Annotated in this window: 15 protein-coding genes and 5 pseudogenes; 8 read left to right on the top strand and 12 right to left on the bottom strand. The window is 68.2% G+C overall.

Features of this window, described 5'->3' with window-relative positions; genetic code table 11:
- Window positions 1-12: 12 nt before the first annotated feature.
- Together AB0O67_RS26810 and AB0O67_RS26805 are read right to left on the bottom strand one after the other, a co-directional pair.
- A pseudogene (locus tag AB0O67_RS26810) lies at window positions 13-395 on the bottom strand (transposase family protein); the annotation flags it as partial.
- A gap of 321 nt (window positions 396-716) precedes the next feature.
- Window positions 717-1,373, bottom strand: coding sequence for a hypothetical protein (locus AB0O67_RS26805; RefSeq protein WP_365454956.1), 657 nt, complete (start codon window positions 1,371-1,373; stop codon window positions 717-719).
- A 248-nt stretch (window positions 1,374-1,621) separates the two neighbouring features.
- On the opposite strand from AB0O67_RS26805, the gene AB0O67_RS26800 reads away from it, so the two are divergent.
- Window positions 1,622-2,092: a hypothetical protein gene (locus tag AB0O67_RS26800; RefSeq protein WP_365454953.1), complete on the top strand. Its 471-nt coding sequence runs from the start codon at window positions 1,622-1,624 to the stop codon at window positions 2,090-2,092.
- Here the strand turns inward: AB0O67_RS26800 and AB0O67_RS26795 are convergent.
- A complete protein-coding gene (locus AB0O67_RS26795; RefSeq protein ID WP_365454959.1) occupies window positions 2,064-2,990 on the bottom strand; it encodes an IS5 family transposase in 927 nt (308 codons plus the stop codon). The two genes, AB0O67_RS26800 and AB0O67_RS26795, sit on opposite strands and share 29 nt — an antisense overlap.
- 182 nt (window positions 2,991-3,172) lie before the next feature.
- On the opposite strand from AB0O67_RS26795, the gene AB0O67_RS26790 reads away from it, so the two are divergent.
- A complete protein-coding gene (locus tag AB0O67_RS26790) occupies window positions 3,173-3,556 on the top strand; it encodes a hypothetical protein (protein WP_365454950.1) in 384 nt (127 codons plus the stop codon).
- 9 nt (window positions 3,557-3,565) lie between these two features.
- Here AB0O67_RS26790 and AB0O67_RS26785 read toward each other — a convergent pair.
- The 3 genes and pseudogenes from AB0O67_RS26785 to AB0O67_RS26775 form a co-directional block, all read right to left on the bottom strand.
- Window positions 3,566-4,414, bottom strand: a pseudogene (locus AB0O67_RS26785) (IS5 family transposase).
- A gap of 157 nt (window positions 4,415-4,571) precedes the next feature.
- On the bottom strand, window positions 4,572-4,994 hold the full coding sequence (locus AB0O67_RS26780; protein WP_365454947.1) for a hypothetical protein: 423 nt from the start codon (window positions 4,992-4,994) through the stop codon (window positions 4,572-4,574).
- The gene (locus AB0O67_RS26775; protein WP_365454944.1) at window positions 4,987-7,983 is read right to left on the bottom strand and encodes a nucleic acid/nucleotide deaminase domain-containing protein; all 2,997 of its coding nucleotides are present in this window, start codon (window positions 7,981-7,983) and stop codon (window positions 4,987-4,989) included. Before AB0O67_RS26775 ends, AB0O67_RS26780 begins: the two co-directional genes overlap by 8 nt.
- Before the next feature lie 163 nt (window positions 7,984-8,146).
- On the opposite strand from AB0O67_RS26775, the gene AB0O67_RS26770 reads away from it, so the two are divergent.
- A complete protein-coding gene (locus AB0O67_RS26770) occupies window positions 8,147-8,896 on the top strand; it encodes a hypothetical protein (protein ID WP_365454941.1) in 750 nt (249 codons plus the stop codon).
- 137 nt (window positions 8,897-9,033) lie between these two features.
- Here AB0O67_RS26770 and AB0O67_RS26765 read toward each other — a convergent pair whose 3' ends face one another.
- Window positions 9,034-9,804: a class I SAM-dependent methyltransferase gene (locus AB0O67_RS26765; protein ID WP_365454938.1), complete on the bottom strand. Its 771-nt coding sequence runs from the start codon at window positions 9,802-9,804 to the stop codon at window positions 9,034-9,036.
- Between the two features lie 81 nt (window positions 9,805-9,885).
- On the opposite strand from AB0O67_RS26765, the gene AB0O67_RS26760 reads away from it, so the two are divergent.
- Window positions 9,886-10,260, top strand: a complete 375-nt coding sequence (locus tag AB0O67_RS26760) for a hypothetical protein (protein WP_365454935.1) — start codon at window positions 9,886-9,888, stop codon at window positions 10,258-10,260.
- A gap of 40 nt (window positions 10,261-10,300) precedes the next feature.
- Here AB0O67_RS26760 and AB0O67_RS26755 read toward each other — a convergent pair.
- Both AB0O67_RS26755 and AB0O67_RS26750 read right to left on the bottom strand, forming a co-directional pair.
- Window positions 10,301-10,952, bottom strand: a pseudogene (locus AB0O67_RS26755) (GAF and ANTAR domain-containing protein).
- Between the two features lie 915 nt (window positions 10,953-11,867).
- Entirely contained in the window at window positions 11,868-15,524 is a 3,657-nt protein-coding gene (locus AB0O67_RS26750) for a S8 family peptidase (protein ID WP_365454932.1), read from the bottom strand.
- Window positions 15,525-16,305: 781 nt separating this feature from the next.
- Between AB0O67_RS26750 and AB0O67_RS26745 the strand changes: the two genes are divergently transcribed.
- Window positions 16,306-17,514 carry a cation:proton antiporter gene (locus tag AB0O67_RS26745; RefSeq protein ID WP_365454929.1) on the top strand — a complete coding sequence of 403 codons (1,209 nt, stop codon included), beginning with the start codon at window positions 16,306-16,308 and terminating at the stop codon, window positions 17,512-17,514.
- A 192-nt stretch (window positions 17,515-17,706) separates the two neighbouring features.
- Here the strand turns inward: AB0O67_RS26745 and AB0O67_RS26740 are convergent, their stop codons facing one another.
- On the bottom strand, window positions 17,707-17,988 hold the full coding sequence (locus tag AB0O67_RS26740; protein WP_365454926.1) for a hypothetical protein: 282 nt from the start codon (window positions 17,986-17,988) through the stop codon (window positions 17,707-17,709).
- 551 nt (window positions 17,989-18,539) lie between these two features.
- On the opposite strand from AB0O67_RS26740, the gene AB0O67_RS26735 reads away from it, so the two are divergent.
- Complete coding sequence (locus AB0O67_RS26735; protein ID WP_365454923.1) at window positions 18,540-19,022, top strand: carboxymuconolactone decarboxylase family protein; 483 nt, start codon at window positions 18,540-18,542, stop codon at window positions 19,020-19,022.
- A gap of 233 nt (window positions 19,023-19,255) precedes the next feature.
- On the opposite strand, the pseudogene AB0O67_RS26730 reads toward AB0O67_RS26735, so the two are convergent.
- Window positions 19,256-21,520 (bottom strand): annotated as a pseudogene (locus AB0O67_RS26730) (glycosyl hydrolase family 65 protein); the annotation flags it as partial.
- Window positions 21,521-21,555: 35 nt separating this feature from the next.
- Between AB0O67_RS26730 and AB0O67_RS26725 the strand changes: the two are divergent.
- Window positions 21,556-21,911 (top strand): annotated as a pseudogene (locus AB0O67_RS26725) (helicase); the annotation flags it as partial.
- Window positions 21,912-22,788: 877 nt separating this feature from the next.
- Here AB0O67_RS26725 and AB0O67_RS26720 read toward each other — a convergent pair.
- Entirely contained in the window at window positions 22,789-23,172 is a 384-nt protein-coding gene (locus AB0O67_RS26720; RefSeq protein ID WP_365454920.1) for an AAA family ATPase, read from the bottom strand.
- Between the two features lie 340 nt (window positions 23,173-23,512).
- On the opposite strand from AB0O67_RS26720, the gene AB0O67_RS26715 reads away from it, so the two are divergent.
- Window positions 23,513-24,693 (top strand): IS3 family transposase gene (locus AB0O67_RS26715; RefSeq protein WP_365454917.1). Its coding sequence is split into 2 segments (ribosomal slippage): window positions 23,513-23,785 and window positions 23,788-24,693, totalling 1,179 coding nucleotides; the frame shifts between segments, so codons are not numbered across the junction.
- The last annotated feature ends 289 nt before the right edge of the window (window positions 24,694-24,982 follow it).

The raw sequence follows: 24,982 nt of genomic DNA, 5'->3' as shown, positions 1-24,982 counted from the left end.
TACTGAGCGTCTTCAACTCTGACGCTCCAGGGCGAGGACGGCTCCGGCGATTGACGACAGGCGGTTCGGGTTGCATCTGGCTCTGCGGAAGATCCGCCAGGACTTCAGTCTTGCGACGCCCCGTTCGACGGGTGCTCGTGCCGCTGACAGTGCCGGTTCGTTGTGCGCTGAGTCGGTGTGAGTTCTCGGCGGGGCGGGCGTCTGAGCGGTGTGATCACCCAGGGGCCGGCTCCGATGTAGGCGCGGTCGGCGAGGACGGGGACGCCCTGGCGTTCGCAGATCCGGATGATCTTGTGGGTGCGGGCCGCAGTGAGGTCGTGGGTGCGGCCGGGCAGTGCGGGTGAGATCCACAGCAGCCTGCCCGCGGGATCGGTCACGACCTGCACGTTCATGCCCCGGTCGGTCGCACGGTGGTACAGATCCGCCCTACACAGCTGCACTCACTCTTGCCCACGCCCCGGGCCCGCGTCGGTGCCTGCGCCTGCTTCGGTGGGGCCTCCTGGCCGCGGTCCTCTTCTCCGTGCCCTTCGCGCCTGGGATGCGGCTGCTGGACCAGGACGAGTATTGGGTCAACCCTGGCAGCACGCCGGCATGAACTGGTTCAACGGATGCACCACCTCCACGCCCGAGGTGATCTGGACCATGAATAAGCCCTGACGGACCGCCATGACACCTGGGGCGCCGCCGGACCGGCGGCGCCCCAGGTTGGCGGCAGATCAGCGGATGGGTGTCCAGTGCGGCAGCGCTTCGTCCAGCAGCGGCGCTTCAGGGTTCTCCCATATCAGGCAGCCCCACACCACGCCCGGCACGTCCGGACCCATCGCGTCGGCCGGCCCGTCGGTGAGCGTGCGGTACACCACATCCAGGTAAGCGGCGATCGACGGGTACGCGGCCTTCCCGCCGACGCCGATCAAACTGTCCAAGGACCACCGGCCTACGCCGATGTCACCCACCCAGTGCCCGGACTCGGGCCCTGCCTCATCGCCGGTCAGCCACGGCACCACCGGAGCCCCGCCCCACCAGTCGGTGCCAGTATCGTCGGGCAACCGCGGCCGCAGCGCGTCTATGGGGGACATGATCACTCCGCCGGGCAGGAACGCTCCCGAGCCGACTTCGCCCTCTTCCTCATTGGCCTCGATCTCCTGGTGCTCCACCCCGCCGCACAGCCGCCACAGCGCAGCCAACTCGGCGGGCAGGCCGAACCCCAGGTGCTGCCTCAGCATCGCATCCGCGCCCGCAATCTCCGCCTCCGGCACCGGCGGCAACAGCGAGGCGTAGGAGGTGGGGGCGTGCTGTTCCAGCCACGCTATGAGGCGGCCCCAGGATGCCTGCAGACTGGCGGCCGGGTCTTGAACACTGTGGTGATCGCTCACCCCGCCAACCTAACGCGGGGAATAGCGTGGCGCCGACAAGGCGACCGAGACGACCGAGCACCCGGCAGCTGGCTTTGTAGGCGAGTCCCGAAAACGCATGTTGCTGACCGGTGCGGGCCCTGCACCTTTAGACGCCATCCGCTTTCCGAACGTGATCGTTTGGTTCTGGCTTGGTGGGCATGAACTCCAGTTGGTGGCGGGAGAGATGGGCGTGATTCGTCCGTTCGTCTTGCTTGTGGAGGTGGCTGGTGCCGTCCGTGCTCGGTCTGCTGGAGGCCCGGGAGAAGAAGGTCCGGGAAGAGGTCGCGCGGTTGCGGGAGGAGGCCGAGCGGGTGCAGGCTGCCCTCGGCGAGGCGGAACGCGCACTTCAGCGTCTTGCGGATGCTCGTGTGACGGTGGCCGAGGTCCTGGCCGCGCCTCCTTCTGCGGTCGTGGAGTCGGCAGGGGGCACGGGGGCGGGGGCGGTGGTGCCCAGACGGGCCGAGGGAATGACGGCGTCGGTCCTGCCAGCGGACTATCAGCGGATCATGTCCGTGCTGGAGTCGGCTGCGGGCCGGGAGGGAATGCGGTGCCAGCAGCTGGCCGCGGCCCTGGGCCTTCAAGCGGTGCCGGCGAAGGTCGAGGGGCTGCGCTCGAAGGCGAAACGCCTGGTGGAACGAGGGTGGGCACTCCAGACACGGCCGGGGGTGTTCACTGCGCTCGGGGCACCGGGCCGCTGAAGGCGCCGGGGCGGCGTCCGGCCAGGCGGCTGCTCATGAGCATGGTCATGGACCACAGCACCATGGCCTCGTGCATGGCGGGCAGCGTCTCGTAGTCGCGCACCAGACGACGTGAGCGCATCAGCCAGCTCAGGGTGCGTTCCACGACCCATCTGCGTGGCAGCACCACGAACCCGCTGGTGTCGTCGGTGCGTTTGACGATCTCAAGGGTGAGCCGGCACTTCTCGGCCGCCCAGTCGACGAGCCGGCCTGCATAGCCGCCGTCCGCCCAGACGAGACGGATGGAGAAGTACATGGCTCGCAGCCGCTTAAGCAAGGGCATTGCGGCGTCGCGGTCCTGCACGCTTGCCGCGGTCACCGCGACGGCAAGGACCAGGCCGAGGCAGTCCACCACCAGGTGTCGCTTGCGTCCGCCCACCTTCTTCCCGCCGTCCCAGCCAGACGTCGAGCGCGGAATGTTCGCCGCTGCCCGCAGCGACTGCGAGTCCACGATGGCAGCCGTCGGGTCCGGCGAGCGGCCTTCTTTCAGACGCACCTCGTCGCGCAGCCGGTCATGGAGCTCGGCAAGCAGACCTGTCACCTGCCAGCGGCGGGCGAACGCGTGCACCCGCCGGTACGGCGGGAAATCTGCAGGAAGGTTGGCCCACTTCACTCCGTTGTCGACGACGTAGCGGACCGCGTCCAGCATCACGCGGTGGCAACAACCCTCTGGCCGGCCGCCCCGCCCCTGAAGCCACGCAGGGACCGGCAGCAGCGGCCGGATGACCTGCCACTCCGCCTCCGTCAGATCGGAGCCGTAACACCGCCTGCGGCCCGGCCCGTCCGCCGCGTTGCCGAACGTGTGCGCGAGACAGTCACACGCCGGAGACTGTGCGTTGGACTCCAGGGACGCGGGCACGAAAGACTGCGGCAACAGGGCCTCCTGGGACTGCTCGGACGGGATCGCACCCCCGAACTACCAAGAGGCCCTGCCTTCATGCACCACTCCTGCCGTGATCACCCGATCAGAACCCCTGTTCGACCAGGCAAGCCCATTGAGCGGTAAGCGGAAGCCTTCTCAGATCCGTCCGTGAGATCGTCGTGTTCGTGATCGAGTCCTGGGTGGTCAATGACGGCAGCACCGTTCCTGTGTCGTCCGAGGTGGTGCTGGAGACGCTTCGGGCGAGGGTCGACCGACGTCAGCTGGAGACACGGCTGAGCAGTTCGTTGGGGCGATCGCTGGCCTTCGTGACGAACACCGATCGGGCGATGGTGATGTTGCTCAAGCAGGAGGGTGATCCCGGCGAGCATGCCGTGGAGCCAGGAGCCGTGGGTTCGAGTGAGGGGTTCGTTCTTTCCAACGGGCAGCACGACGAGTACCCGGACGAAGACACCGTGCCCATCGGTGAGGCGTTGAGGATCGTGGAACACATTGTCAGCGCGGGATCCTGGCCTGCGGACGCGCGCTGGGTAGTCGATCGCTGAGACAGCGGCCTATCGCCGGGCCCAGATGAGGATGGTGGCGAGGTGGAGTGCGGCCTGGTAGGCGACGGCGAGCTTGTCCGTTCGCATGGCCAGGCCGCGCCATTGCTTGAGCCGGTTGATGCATCGTTCGACCGTGTTGCGCTGCTTGTATGCCTCGACGTCGAAGGCGGGTGGCCGGCCACCGGCGCGGCCTCGCCGCAGACGGTGGCCGACCTGGTCGGAGGGCTGCGGAATGACGGCACGGATCCCGCGCCGCCGGAGGTGACTTCGGATCCCGCGGGACGAATACGCGCGGTCCGCCAGTACGGCATCCGGTCGAGTCCTCGGTCTGCCGGGACCGCTTCGCGGAACACGAATGCCGACCATGACGGCCTCGAACGCCGGTGCGTCACCCGCCTGGCCTGCGGTGACTCGGAGGGCCAGCGGCCGTGCACGGCTGTCGCTGGCAAGGTGGACTTTCGTGCTCAGGCCGCCGCGGGAGCGTCCAAGACCGTGATCGTCGGGTTCGGCACGGTCCAGTGCCCCTTTTTCCTGGCTCCGGCGGCATGCTGGTGGACAGTTGAGTCCACTGACACGGTCCAGCCGATGTCGTCGTCATCATCGGCCGCTGCCAGGACTGCGGCAAGGATCCGTTCCCAGGTTCCGTCCACAGCCCACCTGATCAGGCGTTTGTGGGCTGTTTGGAACGGTCCGAGCTGGTCCGGCAGGTCTCGCCAGGGCGAACAGGTTCGGTTTCCACGCGATGGCCTCAAGGGTTCGGCGGTGGTCGGCCCACCGCCGACCGCGGACCGGATCGGCTGGCATCAGCGGCTTGATCCGGTCCCACATCGCATCAGTGATCACTAATCGGACAGACACATCCGATCAACTGACCAGCGGATCAAGGAGACACGCTCTAGCCCCCTTCCAGCGTCACGTGACCATGATCCGCCGGGACGGCCACGCCCTGGTGCGCTGGCGGGCCTCGCCGGAGCTGTATCGCGCCACACAGCTGTGGCGAGGCCCTCTGGCGAGGTCAGGGCCGGGTTTCCTTCACCCGCACCATGCTCCCGTGCCCGTGCCGGTCCGGTTCTTCGACCTCGAAGCCTGCCGAGGCGAGGATGCCCATGAGCGCCTCCTGCATGCGGCGAAGAACCTCTTCGTGATGCCGCACTACGTCGGGCGGGGCCGTGAAGTCGATACCCTGCGCGAACAGGTCCAGCGCGGTGTCTCTGAGTTCCTCATCGGTCTCCCAGTCCACGTAGACGCCGCCCTCAAGGAACGGCTCGATGTGCACAGCGGCCCCAGGCTGGCTATGCGCATCGTTGTCGCGGTCGGCCCGGTGGGCAGGAAGACCAGCCCGGAGCAGCTCCCGACAGACCTTGTCAGCCAGCGCGTCGCGCTCGGCGACAACCTCGGGTGCTGCCTTGGGGGGAAGGTCCCAGCCTTGATCAGTCATGCATCTCCTGTTCCTCTGCCTGCTCGCCCCTCAGCGAGCGGGCGGTCCCGGCGGCCTCCGCGACGTACTTGGCCAACAGCTTCTTCGCCGACTTCCAGTAGTCGGGGTGATAGGGAACCGCATAAGTGATCGGGGTTCCTTCCTTGAGGGCGCCGGCGAGAGCGGAGGCGCAGTCCGGGCAAGGCTGCCGTTCAGTGTAAAGAGCGGTGATCTGCGTGGGCTTGAATCCCTTCGCCTCCAGCTTGTCCAGGATCACGGTTTCCGAGTGGCCGTTGAAGCCACTGTTGCCGATCACCAGGTCGCCGGTCTTGGGGTCGTTCCACCCCGGGACTCTGGCGACGGCGACATTGTGGTCGGCGCCGTAGAATCCGGACTCGGTTCTGAAGGTGTACGCCATGTGGCTCAGCTCATCGCTGTTGTAGGCGATCAGGGCAGTGGGACATCCCTCTACCGCGGCGGACGTCCCGGCTGTGCGTGAGGTGCGGAGTCTGGTGCACGTTTTAACGAAGTTGTCGAGGCCCTTGGCCCCGATCTGCACGAGGGCATCCTCGGCCAGGCCGAGGGTGCGCAGTGCCTGGAATGCGTCGGTGAACCCGATCCCGGTTCGTGCGGCCGCGTCCAGGGCTCTGACCGCGTCCGCTATGGGGCGGAGGATCTTGCCGGCGAAGAGACTGGCGACGTCCACCGCCGCCCAGGCGCACCCGCCCCAGCTTCCGTTCTCGCCGCCGGGTGTGACCTTCTGGGCGCACTTGATCCAGCTGCCGAAGAGGATGTCGATCGGGTCGACGCCCTGCTGGTACTCGGCGATCGTGATGGTGTGCGTGACCTCGGTGTACAGGGTGTCCGTCTTGTGCTCGCCCAGATACAACGTGTCCGCGGAGGGGCACATGTTCGCCCATACCTCCGTGGTGCACATGTACAGGTCGAGGTTCGCCTTGTATCCGATCTTCTCGGTCATCGTGCAGTCGCCGTCGTAGGCGATCTGGTCCCACCAGCCGTCACAGCCTTCGGTCTTCTCCAAGACCTGCGGCTTGCCGACCTGCTCGATGTGGTCAACGACGTAGAACACGCCACCGATTAGTCCGCCAGCGCCGTCAGGGACCGTCCCGGTCTCGATCTGCCCTGAGTTCCCCGCGTTCTCGGCCCGCGTCGCGGCCTCCTGGGCGGACTCGGCGAATGCCTGGGCGTCCTTGGCGGCTTCCTCCGCCGCCGTCGCAGCGGCGTCGGCCCGCTCAGCAGCGGCTCTGGCCTGCCTGGCGGACTCCTCCGCCTCAGTGGCGGCCGCGCGGGCGGCGGCAGCGTCGAGAGCGGCGCCGTCGGCAGAGTTGCGGGCGGCCTCGGCGTAGCCTTCGGCGCGGCCTGCGGCCTTGTCGGCGGCCGCCGCGTCGGCGGTGGCTTGCTGCCCGTACTCGATGGCGCGGGCCAGTGACTGCTGCGCCTTCGCCGCAGCGGTCGCCGCCGCAGCCGCGTAGGTCAGTGCCTCCTTCGAGTAGCCGCGGGCGTCCGCAGCGTGCTTGGCGGCGTTCGCCGCGTGCTGATAGGCGGCCTTGGCGTCGCCCTGTGCCTGGTCGGCGATTATCTGGGCGGCAGCGGCCTCCTCGGCCGCGTTGGCGGCGTGGGCGTCTGCGACGGCTTTCTGCTGCTCGGCGATGGTCTTCGCCGCCTGCCCGGACAGAACCACCAAAGAAGCGGCCGAGTCCTTGGTGACGTACGGCGAGCCGAGCTGGATCGCGTCGTTCGCGGGAGCGGCAACTTGCGCGGCCGAGTTCCCGGCGTCCACCGCCGCCTGCGCGGTGACGTAAGCAAACCCCACCGCTTTCGCTGCGGCGGCGGCGGCAACGTCGGCTTCGGTCTGCGCCGCGTCCGCCTCGGACTTGGCCGTCTTCGCATGAGCCTCGGCCCTATTGGCCGCCTCAACCGACAACGCAGCCTCTGCCGAGGCGTGCTCAGCGGCGTCGATGGCGTCGGCAGCGGCGCTGGTCGCGGTGCGCACAGCGGCGTCCGCCCGCAGTTTCGCCGCCTGTGCCTCGTCCGCGGCTGCCCGGGAGCGCTTGGCCGCGGCTTCCGCGCGGGTCGCCGCCGCGTCCGCGTCTGCCGCCGCCTGGGTGGCCGCGTCGGCCGCAGTGCGAGCCCGGCCGGCCGCCGCCTCGGCGTCCTCCGCGTGCCGGTCGGCCTCATTGGCCGCCGCCCGCGCGGCATCCGCCGCATCGCCCGCTTCTAGAGACTGAGCGTAGGCCTCCTTTGCGTCGGCCTTGGCGCGCGCCGCGTTCGCCTTCTGCTCGGCGTCCCACGCATCGTCACGCAGTTCCCTGGCCCGGTCCCGGGCGGTCTCGGCATCGTCCTTTCGGGCCAGCGCCGTGGCCTCCGCCGTCTCGGCCTTGTCCTTGGCGGTCTCGGCGTTGACCGCTTCAGCTTCTGCGGTCTGCCGGTGCTGGGCCGCCTCCAGCTTCTTGAGGTCGGCGGTCTCCTTCTCCTTCTTCGCCGTGGCCTCTTCCGACTCGGCCTCCAGCCGCTTGGCGTGCGCCTCGGCCGCCGCAGTCTTCGCGTCCGCCTCGGCGACCAGGGACTCTGCGAGTTTGGACTCAGCCAGCTCCTTGTCCTTCTTGGCGTTGTCGCGGTGCAGCTTGGCCGCGTCTGCGGCTGCCTTGGCCTGAAGTTCGGCCCGTTCTGCCGCCTGTTTACGGAACTCCGCCTTGGACTGCGCGGCCTGTGCCAGCGCCCGCTGGGCGATCGTGTCACTGTCCGCAGCAGCCGCCCGGGTGGCCGCCTCGGCGGTCTCACCGGCCTTCACCAGCGCCGCGATGGCGGCCGCTGCACCCTGTGTGACCTGCGCCTTCTGCTGGCCTACTAGCAGTCCGCGCCCTCGTGGCGCTCCGCTGGCATCCGCGATCGCGTACGCCGCCTGCTCGGCGGTGACGCTGGCGTTCTGGGCAGCTGTCGCGGTCGTCGCCTGCTGCTTCAGCTTGGCCAGCTCGGCCTTCGCCCCCATGCGCTCTGCGGTCAGCCGCCGTTCAGCCAGGAGAAACTCTCCCGTAGGCGGAACGCTGCCGTTGTGCTCGGAGACCTTGAACAGCGCCTGTTGCGTGGCAGCGTTGCTGCAAGCAGCCGCGAGCGCGTCCTGTCCGGCGGTGTACGTGGGGAAGTTCAGGCACTTGTCCGCCCCCAAAGACGTGCAAGCCGCCATCAAGTTCCTGACCTGGCTCGACGAGCACGAAGAGCAACTGGCCACCCTGGACCAGGCGGACTTCGACCTCTGGCTCACCAGCCACCCCACCCAGCACATCGTGATCGGCTCCTTCATCCGCTGGGCCACAGCCCGACGCCTGACCGGAACACTCGAACTGCCCCGACGAGGACGCTCATTCGCCGTCAGCTTCCAGACCACCGACGAGTACGAAGGGCAACTGCGGCGCTGCCTCAACGACAGCACGCTGCCCCGCGAGGTCCGCATCATCGGCGCCCTGGTCCGGCTCTACGCCCTGTCCGTCGCCAAGATCATCAACATCACCACGGACCGATTCCACCAGGACGACACCGGCTCCTACCTGACCATCGACCGCCACCCTGTGCTGCTCCCGCCCAAACTGGGCCAGCTCATCAAGGACCAGATCGATCAGCCACGCACCACCACCCGCATGCGCCGGGCCCTGGACGAAACCTCCCCCTACCTGCTACCGGGCAAGTTCCCGCACCAGCCCCGCAACCCCCACGGGGTGGACAACCTGCTCAGACAGCACGGCCTGCCGGTCCTCAGCGCCAGGAACACAGCAATGATCGAGGCCGTCACCACGCTCCCGCCCATCGTCGTCGCCGATCTGTTCGGCCTCAGCCCCGCCACAGCGGAGACGTGGGCCAGATACGCCAACGACAGCTGGACCCACTACCTCGCAGCCCGGACGTGACATTCCCGACGAGCACGTCGAGGCCGACGCTGTGCACGAGCAGATCGTGCGGCACGAGGTGATCTACGGCAGGGTTGCTCGGGCACCTGACACCATCTCACCTGGGCGACCTCGACGTCCCCAGCGGCCTCGACCCGCTACTCCGGGCCTGCGGCCGACGGCAGCGCCTCGACGACGAAGAACAGGAAGCATGGCTTGGTTGAAAGGTCGTCGAAGCCGTCGGGGAACAGTGCCCGGGCGGTTGGGTCAGGCTGCGGCTCGCTGATGACGGACAAGCCAAACCCCGCGGTGGTGAAAGCGTCGATCATTGCGTGCAACGGCTTTCGCCAGAGTCGCATCGGGGTGGACTGCCCGCCGAGCATCCAGTCGAAGATGTAGCTCGTGGTCGCGAAGTAATCGGGCCGAGGGTCCCGGAACGTGTACGCATTGATTGGGTGGTCCACGGACACGATCAGTCGGCCGCCGGGCCTGAGCACTCGCCGAAACTCGGCCAGCGTCGGCCCCCAGTTCTCGAGGTAGTGCAGGACCAGCGACGCGACCACGTCGTCGAACGCGCCGTCCTTGAACGGCAGGCGCTCGCCCAGGTCGGCCACGTGCAGGGCTACGTCATCACCGAGCCTCTGCCTGGCCAGTGCGAGCATCCCGGCGCTGGCGTCGATCCCGGTGGCGATCGCGCCGCGGTCGCACAGTGCGGCCGTCAGTGGGCCCGAGCCGCAGCCGGCGTCCAGAACTCGGTGGCCAGCCACGTCTCCGGCGAGGGCTAACATCGCGGGCCGTTCGTAGTACGCGTTCACGAGGTTGTTCTCGTTCTCCGCCGCGTACGCCTCGGCGAAACTGTCGTAGTCGTTCACCCGGGCCGGTTCCGCAGCATCAGCGAAGCTCTCGGGTATGTCGGTTGCGCGTTCCATCATCGCAGCCTAGAAGCCAGGCAGGCCCACCGCAGTGAATAGTGCAAGGTCGGAACATTGCCTCTTCACCAGTAAGTGCGGATGACCACCGAGGCCATCATCGGCGCCGTCACCGGCACTCTCACCGCGCCGCGCACGATTCTGCTGGGCCGCTACGACAGCCACGGCCGCTTGCAGTACACCGGCCGCAGCACCACCCTGACCCAGACCGCCAGCCGCACCCACGCCGACATGCTGACCGCGCCTGCGGGCGTGCACCCCTGGACGGGGTGGACGTTCAGCGCGGGGTGGGGAACACGGGAAACTCTCGATGTGCAACTGGTGCAGCCCGACATCGTGATGGAGGTTGCCGTCGACGTCGCACGTGACGCCGCAGGCCGATGGCGCCACCCGGTCCGGGCTCACCGCGTCCGCACGGACGTCGCCGCGGCGCAGATTCCGCTGTTCGGCGAATGAACTGTGCTGCCGCTACGCCAGGAGCAACTCCCGGCCGCGGTCAGAGGCTGCCCTGCTCGCAGACCCGGCGGGCGACCTCGCGCAGCTTGACGTTGTGCTCCTGGGAGTAGCGGCGCAGTACGTCGAAGGCCTGTTTCTCGGTGAGGTTACGGCTCCCTATGAGGATGCCCATCGCCTCGCCGATGGTGTGACGCGTACTGACGGCCTGCTGCATCTGGGCATGCTGCCGGGCGCCGGCGACCGCCGCGTGCGAGGCGAGCAGCCAGCCCGCTGTCTCGCTGACATCGGTGAAGGCGCCGGGACGGCGGGAGTAGAGGTTCAGTCTCCGAGCTCTTCGTCGTCGGTGTAGAGGAGGAAGCCCATCATGCTGCCCACTCCCAGCTCCCTGGCCCGCGGTGCATACGCCCGCCACCGGTCCTGTTCGGCGGTGAAGTCCGCGATCCGAAAGACCCGCTCCTCGTGGTGGGGGCGGGCCGCGTCGAAGCACGGTCCCTCCTGCAGGCGCTCCTGGAGCTGGTCGCTGTCGATCACCAGCTGATCGGTGGGAGCGAGGCGTCGCACATGGTTGCCGCTGAGGATCAGTACGCCGGCGGCGCACAGCCCTCGACCAGCCCGGTGGCGGAAGCAGTGATCCGCTCCAGCGTGGCGTCCACCGAGTCCTGCGCCAGCAACTCCCGCGCCATGCCCGCCATCTCCCGCGCGAACCTTGCCCAGTCCACGACGACCTCCCTCTTCGACTCCGGACAGACCCCCGTCCCGGCCCTCGACGGTGCGCTTCTGACCCTGGCGAGAGCCAACACTGCCGCCCCGATCGCGGGCACACCACCATGCGCCTGCCCGGCGTCGGGCCAAGCACCCATTCGCAGCTCTCACGTTGGGCCAACTATTGCCGTGGGCGGACCCTGGCCAACCGGCCTGGCGGCGGACTCGCGCCGCTCCACGGCGGCACGGAGGCGTCAGGCACTCCACTGATGGGCTGGACTGCCTCGCCAGTCGATCCACCGGGCGTCGTCCAAGACACTGCCAGGATCTTGAACGCCCGCCTTCTCAAGGAACGCCACCAGGTCACGGTCGCTGTAGGCGGTGCCAAGAATCGCGTCCACGCCGCGGGCATGCACAGTGACCCTCCGGCCCCCCGAAGCCGAAAGCGGATGTACGACAAACGGCGCGCTCCTCACGAGCCCCACCCTGCACCGCCCACGCAGACACAGCGAGCCGACCACCACCGCCCACGCCTGCGGCCAGGCGTATCGCCTCAATAGCAGCAGCGGCAGCTCCACGCCCGGACCAGGCAGGCGAGGCCCGCCGGGGCGCGGGTCATACAGGACTCGGCCACCCGGCCACCTCTCAAGCTCGGTCAGCAGAGCAACGCCGCCGTCGACTCCTTCGGCCGGCCATCCGTGAATGTCCAGTTGCGCTGGCGGTTGGCCGGTAGCGCACGGCGATATCGGCGCGATCGCGTGTGGTGTCGGGCAGCATGGCGCGCTGCAGGCAATCGCGGTTTCCGGCCGGGCAGGGCTTTACATCGACAGCCGCCCGCCGGCCGGGCGCCACGCTCACTCCTCGGGAGTGGAGAGCGGCACCCAGCCGGCGCTTGAGGTGACGGTTCAGTCGGCGCGGTGGAGGTAGGCGCGGTTCACTGTCTGCTCGACCTTGTTGCCGGCCGAGTCGGTCGCGGTCACGCGCAGCGTGACGTAGGCGTCGCCGTGCAGCCGCAAGGGCCGTTCGACGGTGGCGGTGAAGCCGCTGCCCTTGCGGGCGGTGGTGGCGCGGGTCCAGGTCTTGCCGTCGTCGTAGGACGTCTCGACCTTGAGCAGCACTCCCTTCGGGGCGGCCATGCCGTCCTGCATACGGACGCCAAGCCCGAGGGTGTGCTTGCGCTGCGGGCCTACCGCGTTGCCCAGGTCGACCGGTACGTCGTAGTCGAGCTGGAGCAGCGGCAGCAGTGCCCTGGTGCTGGTCGTGTCCGAACGGAACGTCCAGGACGTGCGCGTGCCGGTGCCGAAGCGCCAGTTGGGGTTGTCCCGCCCCGTGGTGAGGTCGAGCCGGTATTCGGCATCACCGCTGGGTACATCGAAGTGGCCCCATGCCCCGCGCTCGCTGCGGGCGATTTGCTCACCGTTGCGGTGCAGCGCCGCCGTGGCCGTCTCGCCGGTGGCGCCGAACAGAGCGTGCGACCAGTGAGCGGTGTCGGAGGAGTCGTTGAACTCCGAGACGTACACCTCCAAACTGTTGCGTTCACGCACCGACGGACGGTCTCCACCGCGCGGGATCGACGGACGGACCACCGCCTCGAACCAGCGCTCCGTGGCACGCCGGCCCGGCTGGTAGGTGTGGACGTCGTCGCGCATACCGCCGTACAACGGCAGGCCGATCTGACTGACCGTGCCGTGCGTGACAGCGTGCTGCCATTGCGTGTCGGCGGCGGTACTCACGTACTCGACGCGTTCGTGGCCCACGGGCACGATCCGGTCGTAGCCGTACATGGCAGTGGTCATGTAGGGACGCCACGCGAAACGCTGCTCGCTCGTCCACGTCGAGTCACCGGTGCGGGCGTACGCGCTGCGGACCTCCACCAGATCCCGCTTTGCCAGGTCGAAGTCAGGCACCGCGGGTACGGAGTTCTTGGTGATCGCCAGGTCGTACATGTACGGGCTGCGCAGCATGTCGAGGAACTCCGCCTTCGTGGTGCCCTCCGACATCCGCTGGAGCAGGGCCGCCCCGTCCGCCGAGGAGATCCGCGCAACCGGTATGGCGGTTCTGTCCCTTACCGGGTTCCATTCGCTGCGGATGACGTCTCCTGCGGGCTTCACCACCAGCAGCGCCTTGGCTCCCGCGCCGGCCGCGGCGCGTGCCAGAGCATGGAAGTCGTAGTGGGCGCCGGAAGGGTCGTCCCGGACGACGGCCAGCTTTCCGCGTGCACCGCGGAAGTCGGGTGCCTGCGAGGCGCCGGCGTTCACGGTGGTCAGCCGCGTGCTGCGGTCCTCGAAGGGCAGCGAATCCGGCTCGTAGTAAGTGGTGAGCTCCAGCGGACGGCCCGCTACATGAAGCCGCAGCTCTCGCGGCTTCATCTGCGTACGCAGGTTGAACTCGAAGGCACCATCGGTGACCGGAGCGGCCGGGGTTGTGTAGTACCTGTCAGTGGGCCAGACGACCGTGCCCGTGATGAAGCCGTTTCCGTCGATCTCACGGTAGTACGAGGCGTCGAGCATGCCGTATCGCTCTGCGGGACGAGGCGTGCGGACCTTCACTTCACGGGCCCCGACGGCGCTCAGCGTCACCGTGATGTCCTTGGTGACCTTCACTTCGGGGGCAACAACGTCGCCGTGCTCGGTGGCACCGTCTTCGCCCGTGTGGCTGAAAGCGTTGTGGAGAAGATACGTGCCCTCTTCGACCTCTGCGACACCCGTGCGGGGATCGGAGTAGGACACCTCGCCGTCGGCACCCCAGATGTACGGAGTGGCGCCAGGCACGATGCGGCCGTCGCGGTCGCGGTAGACCACGGTGAGCCGGTGCTTGGGGGCGTGCACCCCGAGGGAGACGGTGGTGTGCGCGCGTACGGAGCCGTCTGCGGACTTCGCCGTCACATATCCGTAGTACTTGCCGCGGACCGCGTGCGTGATGTCGGTGCGCAGCGGTATCTGTGCGGTGGCCCCGGCCGCCAGTTCCACCGTGGCGGAGTCGAGGGTGAGAACGCCGTCGGGTAGCGCCCGGCCGGCACTGGTCGCCAGTTCGACGGTGAGAGAAAGCGTCAGCGGCTTGTCGCTGGTGTTGGTATAGCGGACGGTGGCCGCCTGCCGTGGGCCTTTCGCCTGCCCGAGATGCACCGAGGGAAGGGCAACGGTGCCGGTGGCGGTGAGCGGGCCCATGGCTTCGGCCAGGTCGACGCGGCCGCCGCCCTGCTCGGTGACCTTGGTGCCAGGCACCGTATGCGACGTGCTGATCAGCGCGTCCTTGAGCTGCTGCGCACTCCAGTCCGGGTGTTGCTGGACGAGCAGCGCCGCGGCGCCCGCGACGTGCGGGGTGGCCATCGAGGTGCCGTCGAGCGCGGAGTAGTCGTTGCTGACGGGGGTGCCGATCAGGCTGTCTTTGGCGCGGGCGGCGACGATTCCGACGCCGGGAGCGGTGACATCGGGCTTGACAGCGTTGTCGCCGTGGCGGGGGCCACGGCTGGAGAAGGAGGCGAGGCTGTCGTTGCGGTCGACGGCGCCGACGGTCAGGGCGGCGTCCGCGGCGCCAGGCGTGCCGACGGTGTATTGGTGCGGGCCCGAGTTGCCGGCGGCGACGACGAAAAGCGTGTCGGTGGACGCGGTAAGGGAGTTGAGGGCCAGACTCATCGAGTCGGTGCCGTCGGTCAGAATGTCCGCGCCAAGGCTCATGTTCACGACCTTGGCGCCCTCGTCGGCCGCCCACTCCATGCCGTCGATGATGCCCGACTCGGCGCCCCACCCGTTGTCGTCGAGGACTTTGCCGATCAGCAGTTCGGCCTTGGGTGCGACGCCGCGCCGCTCCCCGCCGGACGCGGCACCGGTGCCGGCGACGGTCGAGGCGACATGCGTGCCGTGACCGAAGGGGTCACCGGTGTGTCCACTGCCGGAGAAGTCCTTCGCTCCAGCGATGCGGTCGGCGAGATCCCGGTGGCCGGCGTCGATGCCGGTGTCCAGCACTGCCACCTTTACGCCCTGGCCCTCGTAGCCGGCATTCCAGGCGGTCGGCGCGTTGATCTGCGCGGTGCTGCGGTCCAGCACCGCCTTCACCTTGCCGTCCAGCGCGATGCGCGGGGTGACCTCGGCACGGGCGGCGTCCGACATCGTGCCGCGGTGCAGCGTCTTCCAGAACGTTCCCAGATCCTGACCGGCAACGCGTACCGAACGGGCGTCGATGCTCTCCAGACTGCGCGAGGGCGCCTTGCCCGTGTGGAGCGCCGCCAGGCGGTCCGCCGTCGCCTCGGCCGCCTGCGCTGCCTGAGCGGTGACCCTGGCGCCCGCCCGTGACGGTTGCGGCAGTGAGGAGACGATCAGCGGCATCACAGGGGTGCGGGCCTCGTCGAAACCGTCCTCGATCAGGCCCGTCACATCGAACAGCCGTCGGTCCAAAGTGCCCGCCGCGACCAATGCCTGGGCGTCGAACGGCATGACCGTCAACGCCTTGTCCTCGCCCTCGACCCTCCTGAAAGCCATGTGCTCGCGGCCGGCCCCAGGCTGGACCGACACGGCACGCCGCCCCTCGGGCAGCGTCGTCACGGTCACTCGGTCACCGGTCACCAGCCGCACCGTCGCGGAAGTGCTTTCCCCCCTCGCGCCGGTCAGAGGAGCGGCGGGGCCGTCGGCAGTCGACTGCGCCGAAGCGGCAGCCGGCAGGCTCCCGGCAACCAGGATCAGTCCCGTCGATATCGCCGCTCTCAGGCGACCTCGTGAAAACATCAGAAAGAACTCTCCGTTCGCTTAGATTCATAGGCTTGGCCGATGATGTGGCGAACGGATCGAAGGTGTCTACGAGTTGAACGTGGCGCAACGGCGACATGTCCGCACTGCGACACGCCCGCGGCACAGTCAGGTCGAGGCCAGGCGTCAGATTTGTCGCGGTCAGACCAGAGCGCCAGCGCCCAGCAGGACGAACCCCGACGCCATCGCTGACGGCCAGGACGCATTGGTCAGCGCCGTCGGCGGTGGTGACGACCCAGGCCACCTCGCGACCATGAAGCCCCCGTGCCGAATCCCTGATCGCCGGACTGCGCAGCGTAGGCGACAGCCTCCACACCTCCTCGCGGTTGGTGAAGCCGGCTCGCTGCGGAGACCGGCCGGCGACCTGGTCCGGGACGCCGATGGTCTACGCGAGGACGTACTGCACGAGCGTTCAGCCCGGACGGCATACACCGCCGTATGTGACCTGCGGCTTTACCACGGTGACGCCCGTCCGGCCCCGGAGCGCAGACACCGGCTGAGCCTGCGAAGACCAGCGGTGCATAGCACCGTGGAAGGAGGTGACGGCGCCGGAACCGGCGGCCGGAACCTGTGCCCGTCACACCGGCTACGGGAGTCAGCGATGGGGTACGACAATTTGCTCATCGTCCTCGTGGTGGCTGCCGCTGTCCCGTTCCTCCTCGCCCTGGTGCCCCGGGTTCCGCTCCCGGGTCCGGTCCTGGAGATTGTGGCAGGCATCGTGCTCGGTCCGGCGGTGCTGAACCTGGTACGGCCTGACGCCACCGTTCAGGCCCTCTCCGTCATCGGGCTGAGTTTCCTGCTGTTCCTCGCCGGCCTGGAGATCGACTTCCAGTTGCTGCGCGGGCCGCTGGCCAGGCTCGTCGCCGTCGGCCTGGTGGCCTCGATCGCGCTGGCCGGGATCGTCGGCTGGGGCCTGGACCTCGCCGGCCTGGTCGAGAGCCCCTTGCTGATCGGCACCGCACTCGTGGCCACGTCCCTGGGACTGCTGGTCCCGATCCTGAAGGACGCCGACGCGGTCGGACGGCCAGTCGGCCAACTGACCATCTGTGGCGCTTCCGCCGGTGATATCAGCGCCGTCGTGCTGCTGTCGCTGTTCTTCTCCGAGCATTCGTCGAGCCCGGGCTCCAGAGTCCTTCTGCTGATCAGCCTCGCCTGCCTGACGGCGCTCATCGTGGTCACGTCGATGCGCGCCGGACGCTCCATGTGGCTGTCGCGGACTCTGGTGAATCTCGCGGACACGAGCGCCCAGATCCGCATCCGCCTCACGATGGTTCTGGTCGTCGGGCTGTCCGCCGTCGCCATGCATCTGGGATTCGAGGCCGTTCTCGGCGCCTTCATCGCCGGGGCCGTACTGCGGCTGGTCGCACCCGACGCAGACCGGAAGCACCCCCAGTTCCACGTCAAACTCCAGGGAATCGGCTACGGATTCCTCGTCCCGATCTTCTTCGTCACCAGCGGCATCCAGTTCGACCTCAAAGCGCTGTTCGCCGACACTGCGACCCTTCTGCGTGTGCCGCTGTTCCTCGCCGCGCTCCTCCTCGTACGCGGCTTGCCCGCCTTGGTCTACCGCAGGGCCGGTCTGTCCCCGGCGGAAGTGTTCGCCAGCGGCGTCCTGCAGGCCACCTCCCTGCCCTTCATCGTGGTGACAACGACGATCGGACTGAAGCTGGATGCGATCCAGCCCGCCAACGCGGCGGCCCTGGTGGCGGCCGGGCTCCTGTCCGTGATCGTCTTTCCCCTGACGGCACTTCCCTTGCTGAACCGTTCACGGGAACCCGTGAAACCAGACTCGCAGGAGAGACCTGATTGACGGTGTCCGCGTGGGGATTCGCCCAGGCGACTACGCGGACGCGGACGTCACCGGTGCGGTCGTCGACCCGCCGCTTCCGATGTCGACAGGGCCAAGGCCTTCTACGAGGCTGCGGGATTCCGGCTGGACCTCGACGCTACGGCGGAGGCACGGTCCGGATGGGGGCCGGCCTCGCGTGCCTGGCCCTCGCTGTCATGGACGACGCCCCCGTTGTCGTGGCCGTGGAAGAAGATGCCTCCGGCGTCGTGGACACACCTCACTGACGTCGACGCCGCGGGCGGCGAACTCCGCGCGTGCCGCCTCGACGTCGGGGACGATGAGGTACAGGCCCTGGATCACGCCCGGCGGGGTCGAGGTCAGCCCCTCACCGAAAATGATGGAGCACTCCGAGCCAGGCGGCGTGAGGTGCACGGCGCGCCACTTCGCGCTGACAACGCCGACGACGAGAGGCGAGCCGGACAGCCAGTGCGTCACGCTTCAAGTCCTTCGCCGCCCATTACGGTCGCAGCTTGGGTCAGGGAAATCGTGCGCACCTTGCGCAGGCCGAGGAACCCGAGGACCGCCGCGGTACGTGGTGCCCCGCGATGAGGTACGGCTCCAGCTCCGGAGCGAGCTCGACGGCTCCTACGCCACCTTCAGCGACCCGGATGTCTAGGACCTGGGAGCGGACAACCAGCTCCTCACCGGCAAAGCACCGGGCGGCACAGCGCGCCGGATGTCGCCGAGCGGATCGTGCACGCCAGAAGCGCTGGCGTAGCGTTAAGGCGTCGTGTTCCCTCCTTCCCGGCAGTCGCCCACTCGAGTCCGACAGCAGGGCATGGTCCATGCTCGGCACCTCGTGGAATACCCGCAGTCCGTCACCGCTCGAGCCGCGCGGTCAGGCACACGCTCGCCTGCCGACACGCCGCCGCTTGCCCGGAGTCTCACGGTCGCCCGGAACTGGTGTTTTGTCAGGGATGAACGAGCGGCTCGGAGCGGGGTCCGGAAGTACGGCCGAAGGAACACTGAGCACCGAAGGGGCCGAGATGACCGATGATGTGCAGATCGCGAACCGTCGACTCGACGCGAGCCGCAACGAGGTGCTGATCGGCATGGCCCGGATGGGCGCGGATGCGTTTGGATACACAGCGACGCTGCGTATCGACCGCGGTCTCGCCCAGCTACTGCGCCTGCGGGTCTCGCAGCTCAACAACTGCACCTACTGTCTCAACCTGCACTATCAGGCGGCACGTGAGGCGGGCATCCCCCGGGCCAAGATCGACACCCTGACCGCATGGTGGGAGACCGAGCTGCACTCCGAGGCCGAGCAGGCGGCGCTGCGCTACACCGAGGCGCTCACCCGCGCTGCTGACACCGACCGCGACGCGGCATTCCAGCGCTTCCACGACGCGCTCGCTGCACACTTCAGCCCGGAGGAAATGCTTGAAATCGTCGGCGTCGTCGTCAACATGAACGTCTGGACCCGCATCAAGCTCGCCGAGGGCGCGATGCCGGGCCTGGCGGACTGAGCGGCCCTTCGTACCCCCGTCCATCGGGAGGCGATGCCCCGGGCGGGCCCGTCGGTCCATGCAGCGTCGCCCAACGCACGGCTCGGGCAAGAGGTGCCGCGCGACGGGTAACTGCTTCGAGCGCCCCTGCTGCTGCGCCGAGCCGGCGGCCCTGAGGATCCGCCGCGCGGATCGGGATCAGACCGGACGGCGGAGGCGTCACGGCGCCGGGCACCGGCCGGGGGCGGACGCCGTCACTCCCGCCGGGGGCTGCCCCGCCCGGGCTGGCAGTGCGGCGGGCGATTCGGCGATGGGCGGGCGGGTGCGTCGGGTATGGGACACCGCGTGGGCGAGCCGGATACGAGCGTGACCACTTGGTCGTGGTGGCAGATCGTCATCGGCTCTCCCGCGAGCAGAACATAGGTGGCTTCTTCGGCTGTGATCTCCACGCGGAGCCGGCGGCCCCAGATGATCATGTGGAATGCCAGGCGGCTGAATTTTTCGGGCAGCCTGGGGACGAATGTCAGGTTGTCCTCGTTGTGCCGCATGCCTCCGAAACCGCCGACCAGAGCCATCCACGTGCCCGCCAGCGAGGCGATGTGCAGCCCGTCCCGGGTGTTCATGTGGAGATCGTCGAGATCTATGAACGCCGCTTCGACGGCGTACTCGTAAGCCATACGTTCGTTGCCCACCTCCGCTGCGACGACGGCCTGGCAGCAGGCGGACAGGGAGGAGTCGCGCACGGTCAAGGACTCGTAGTAATCGAAGTTGCGCGACTTGTGCTCCATGTCGAAACAGTCGCCACAGGTATACATGGCCAGCACCAGGTCCGCCTGCTTGACCACCTGCTTCCGGTAGATGTCGAAGTAGGGGAAGTTGAGCATCAGAGGGTACTGATCGGGACGGGTGCCGGCGAAGTCCCACGGCTGGCGGTCGGTGAACCCGGCGTGCTGTTCGTGCACCCCCAGGTCCTCGTTGTAGGGGATGTGCATCGACTCGGCGGCGTGACGCCATGACGCGGCCTCCTGGCCGTCCGCGCCCAGGGCCGCCGCTTCGTCGGGGTAGCGGTCGACGGCGTGGGCGGCCCCGCGAAGGTTTCTCGCTGCCATGAGGTTGGTGTACGTGTTGTCGTTGACGATCGCGCTGTACTCGTCCGGCCCGGTAACGCCGTCGATATGGAACAGGCCACGATCGTCTTGATGGCCCAACGACATCCACAGCCGGGCGGTCTCCACAAGGAGTTCGACACCGCTGCTGCGGGCGAAATCCTCGTCGCCGGTCGCCGAGACATAGCGTATGACCGAGTCGGCGACGTCGGCGTTGATGTGGAAAGCTGCGGTGCCAGCCGGCCAGTAGGCGCTGCACTCGGCGCCGTCGATGGTCCTCCAGGGGAACGCAGCCCCCCGAAGCCCGAGTTGGCGTGCTCGCTCGCGCGCTGCAGGCAGCGTCGCCTGACGCCAGCGCAGCGCTTCGGCGACGGCGCCAGGCGAGGTGTACGTGAGCAGCGGCAGCACAAAGGTTTCGGTGTCCCAGAAAGTGTGACCGTCATACCCTGTCCCCGTGAGCCCTTTGCCAGGGATGGCGCGCTGCTCGGCACGCGCACCGGCCTGCAGCACATGGAACAGGGCGAAGCGGATGGCCTGCTGCAGTTCGTCGTCGCGGTCGACCTCGACATCGGATCGTGCCCAGAAGCGCTGCAGATAGGTCCGCTGCTGCTCCACCAGGCCCTCCCAGCGTGTGCTGCTCGCCGCCGCGAGAGCCGCTTCGACCTGGTCCCGCACCGCCGGAAGCGACCGCACGTGCGACCAGCCGTAGGCGACCATTTTCTCGATCCGCAGCCTTTCGCCGGCCGCCAGCTGCGACGTGACGGTCAGGCGTGCGACGTCCGCAGTGCTCTCGCTGCTGGTCTGTGTCCCGGCGGGTCCCTCGACAGTGTGGTCGGCCGCGGTAGCGATCCGGAGCTTGCTCCGGCGAGTGGCGTGGACCAGCAGCAGTCGGTTTCCCGACGCGCGGTTCTCCTCCGACTCGAGAGGTGACTTCAGGACCGCGGCTGTGCGGGGATCGCCCGAGACCGTCGGAAGCTGCTCGTTGGCGATGAGTTCCGACTGGACGACGATACGCACCGGGGCGTCCAGGGCTTCGACCTCGTAGGCGATGGCCGCGATCGCACGATGAGTGAAAGAGACCAGGCGAGTGGAGTGCAGGCGCACGGTCGAGCCGGCGGGCGAAGTCCATTCGCAGTGACGGTGCAGCAGACCCGCACGCAGATCCAGGATGCGCTCGTGGCTGTGGAGCTTGCCGTAGCGCAGATCGAAGGGCTCGTCACCGACCAGCAGACGGAGCACCTTGCCGTTCGTGACGTTGATCGCCGTCTGACCGGATTCCGGATAGCCGTACCCTCCTTCCGCGTACGGCAACTCGTGTGCCTCATAGAACCCGTTGAGGTACGACCCGGGTATCCCGTGCGGCTCGCCCTCGTCGAGGTTGCCCCGCCAGCCCAGGTGACCGTTGGACAGCGCGGGCGGCGATCGCCCGGTGGGGGGTGTTGGTCGCGGACCGGCGTAGCGAGGAGGTTCGCGGTCAGCGGATCGGGGCCTTGCAGGCGGCGCTGCTGCACGCGATGGCGCAGCACGATCTGTCGACGTGCATCACGTTCCATCACCGGACGATGGAGGCGCAAGCGTACGCGGAGGGGTTGGAGAGTGTGTCGGCGAAGCTGCACGCCAATGAGCCGGACGTGTATCCGAGGCGGGTGTGGGCGGACTGGCTGTGTGGCGAGCACGACCCGCAGCGCCGGCGTGGGGTGTTGGCTCCTTCGGGGCCACAGGACAGCGAACCGTGCTGTCCAACTGCCGGGTCCTGGGTGAGGGCGTCGACATCAGAAGCGTGGACTCCGTCGCCCTGCTCGACGCCGCGACCAGGACATCGACACCGGACTGGCCCACCTCACCCACAGCCTCGCCCGCCGCAGCCATCTCAGCCCCGAACCCCTGGCCGACGCCCTTCTCGCCGATCTACCAGCGCTTCAGAACGGCCCGGACGACGACATCGCCCTCATCATCGTCCAACTCTGAACCCGCAAAAGCGCTGCCCCTCCAAAGCACGCAGTGAAGCCTGGATGCGGCACAGGACACCGGCAGCCGCAAGAGTGGGGGAGGGAACCGTTCGCCTGTGGCTCCCTCCCCCAACCGATCGCGCGAGCCGTTCGGCTTCCGAAGCACCCACCATCGAAAACCTCACACAATCGGGCACATAAGACCAATCATATTTTACTTGGGGCGGAACTTCTTTTTCGCCGCCGCAGGAAACGATAATGAATGGGTGCTGAAGGCAGCCGTAGCACGGTACCGCCGGGAGACGGATACGTTCTGGGCGCAGAAGGCCCTCTCGCTCGTCCTGGCCGATGCGCAGATACAGCAGGCGCGAGCACTGCTTCAAGAAAGCGGAGACACGGCAGGGGACGGAGCTCCGCGCCCGCCTGCAGCCCCTCCAAGGCCGCTACGAGCAAGCTGTACAGGACGGCGACTGGCCGTCCTCATCCGGGCCTGCCCGGGCAGCCACTACCGGTGGAGCCGGATATGCGTCCTGGAAAACGGCCACGAAACCTCGATTCAGGAACCGCACTGGGGCCACACCAGCAAGGGCCAGCCGATCGCGTGGGTGGGCAGCGCACCCGACGACTGGTGAGCGACCATGTGGTGCTATCACCGTAAGGACTCCTGCTGAGGCGGCCTTGGACCGCTCTCCGCGCAGGACCCCGGGCTTGTCGAGACCCGGGAGCCTGCGCTTACGGGGTGAGGCGGTGCCAGATGAAGACGCAGCTCTCCAGCCCGGCGAGGGATGGCCGGCGCAGTACGGACCGGATCTGCTCGGGCCCCACCAGGACAACCAGCATCCGGCGTTCACGCTCCTGGAACAGGCTCCACAACGCGTAGACGTACAGCAGGGCCTCCGTCCGCAGCAGATGGGCATCACGTACGACCACCACCGGCCAGGCGCGCCGGGCGAGTTCGGTTTCGACAGCCTGCTGCGCGTCGGCCAGCCGTCGCGGCCGGACACCAAGGTGCAGAGCGGCGTGGAACGCGTCCAGGAACGCCGCCATATTGCCCGGCGCCGCGGTCGTGACCACCACCGGATCGGCGCCCTCACAGCGGGTGAGAGCAGCCTCCACGACGGCCACACCCGGGACGTCTTCCGGCGCGATGACACACAGCAATGCACGGGTCGCAAGAATGTGGCCCAAGTTTCCGAAAGCGCCTCGAACGCCTCGCCGGACACGGCCGTGGCGGCCTCACCCATGCTCTCTCCCCGGGAGTGCTGCGTACGGGACGCCACCCAGTTCAGCACGTTCCCAGAGCGCGGCGAAGATCTAGATCTCATCATGGCGCCTAGCGACCGAACTCATTCGTGACGTGAGCAGCTGTGCCTGCCGGCACGCAGCGTTGGGACTGCTGCATGATCGGGTGACACCTGACCTGGCTTGCTGAGAGGTGGCCTGGAAGGATGTTGCAGTGCCCAAGCCGTATCCGAAGGAGTTCCGCGAGGACGTCATGCGGGTCGCGCGCAACCGCGAGCCCGGCGTCACGCTGGAACGGATCGCCGCCGACTTCGGCGTCCACCCGATCACGCTGTCGAAGTGGCTGCGCCGCGCCGACACCGAAGAGGGCGCCGGGCCCGCGACGGCATCGGGTGAGTCGGCCGAGCTGCGCGAGGCCCGCAAGCGCATCCGGCTGCTGGAGCAGGAGAACGAGGTCCTCAGGAGGGCTGCGGCGTATCTGTCGCAGGCGAACCTGCAGGCAAAATGATGTACCCGCTCGTCCGCGAGCTGGCTGCCACCGCTGCCCCTCACCGGGTGCCGGTGACGGTGACGTGCCGGGTGCTCGGGCTGGCCCGCCAGCCCTACTACCGGTGGCTGACCAGGCCGGTCACCGACGCCGAGATGGCCGAGGCACACCGTGCCAACGCGCTGTTCGACGCGCACCGCGACGATCCCGAGTTCGGCCACCGCTTCCTTCTCGACGAGGCCCGGGCCGCCGGTGAGGCGATGGCCGAGCGGACCGCCTGGCGGATCTGCCGAGACAACGGCTGGTGGAGCGCCTTCGGCAAGCGAAGAGGCCGCGGGAAAAATGCCAAGGCCGGGCCGCCTGTCCACGATGACCGGGTGCGGCGGGACTTCACCGCAGCCGGGCCGAACCGGCTGTGGCTCACGGACATCACCGAGCACGCGACCGGCGAGGGCAAGCTGTATCTCTGCGCGGTCAAGGACGTGTACTCCGGCCGCATCGTGGGCTACTCCATCGACGCCCGGATGAAGTCCAGCCTCGCGGTGAGAGCCCTTGAATCCGCCGTGGCCCGTCGCGGCCAAGTCGCCGGATGCATTGTTCATTCCGATCGCGGATCCCAGTTCCGCTCACGGAAGTTCGTGTCCGTTCTCACACGTCACGACCTGGTCGGCTCCATGGGCAGGGTCGGTGCGGCCGGCGACAACGCGGCCATGGAGAGTTTCTTCGCGCTGCTGCAGAAGAACGTCCTCGATCGCCGTGCCTGGGCCACCCGCCAGGAGTTGCTGATCGCGAGGGTGACCTGGATCGAGCGCACCTACCACCGACGCCGGCGTCAGAGACGCCTGGCCCGATTGACCCCCGTCGAGTACGAGACCATCATGACCCCAGCCGCAGCCTTGGCTGCATAAACCCCGCTGTCACCCGAACATGCAGCAGTCCCTTTCGTCACCTGAGCGTCTGCTTGTACGCCACGTACGCTCCACCTTGCAACGGCTCAGGGACGACTGCAGGGTCGCGGCCTGCTCCCTGCCGGCCAGACGAGCATCGCGTCACCAATCAAGATCACCTCTCAGCGGAGATCCACTTCTGATACACGCCCTATGTGGCCAGGAAGGCCTCCTGGGCGGGGAAAAGACGCTGGCCGAGCTCGGAAGGGAATGGGCGAGGTGGAGGGTCGGTGCCGACTACTGTCGGCAC

It is taken from the genome of Streptomyces sp. NPDC086077, from assembly GCF_040686175.1.
Taxonomy (GTDB): Bacteria; Actinomycetota; Actinomycetes; order Streptomycetales; family Streptomycetaceae; genus Streptomyces.
The sequence above is the reverse complement of the archived record's forward strand: the minus strand, read 5'-3'. Positions and strand labels throughout refer to the sequence as shown.

What these genes read in the sequence shown, in the direction of transcription:
- AB0O67_RS26780 (WP_365454947.1), bottom strand. Translation starts at nt 4,994, where the DNA reads ATGACTGATCAAGGCTGGGACCTTCCCCCCAAGGCAGCACCCGAGGTT.
- AB0O67_RS26775 (WP_365454944.1), bottom strand. Translation starts at nt 7,983, where the DNA reads ATGGGGGCGAAGGCCGAGCTGGCCAAGCTGAAGCAGCAGGCGACGACC.
- AB0O67_RS26765 (WP_365454938.1), bottom strand. Translation starts at nt 9,804, where the DNA reads ATGGAACGCGCAACCGACATACCCGAGAGCTTCGCTGATGCTGCGGAA.
- AB0O67_RS26760 (WP_365454935.1), top strand. Translation starts at nt 9,886, where the DNA reads ATGACCACCGAGGCCATCATCGGCGCCGTCACCGGCACTCTCACCGCG.
- AB0O67_RS26745 (WP_365454929.1), top strand. Translation starts at nt 16,306, where the DNA reads ATGGGGTACGACAATTTGCTCATCGTCCTCGTGGTGGCTGCCGCTGTC.
- AB0O67_RS26735 (WP_365454923.1), top strand. Translation starts at nt 18,540, where the DNA reads ATGACCGATGATGTGCAGATCGCGAACCGTCGACTCGACGCGAGCCGC.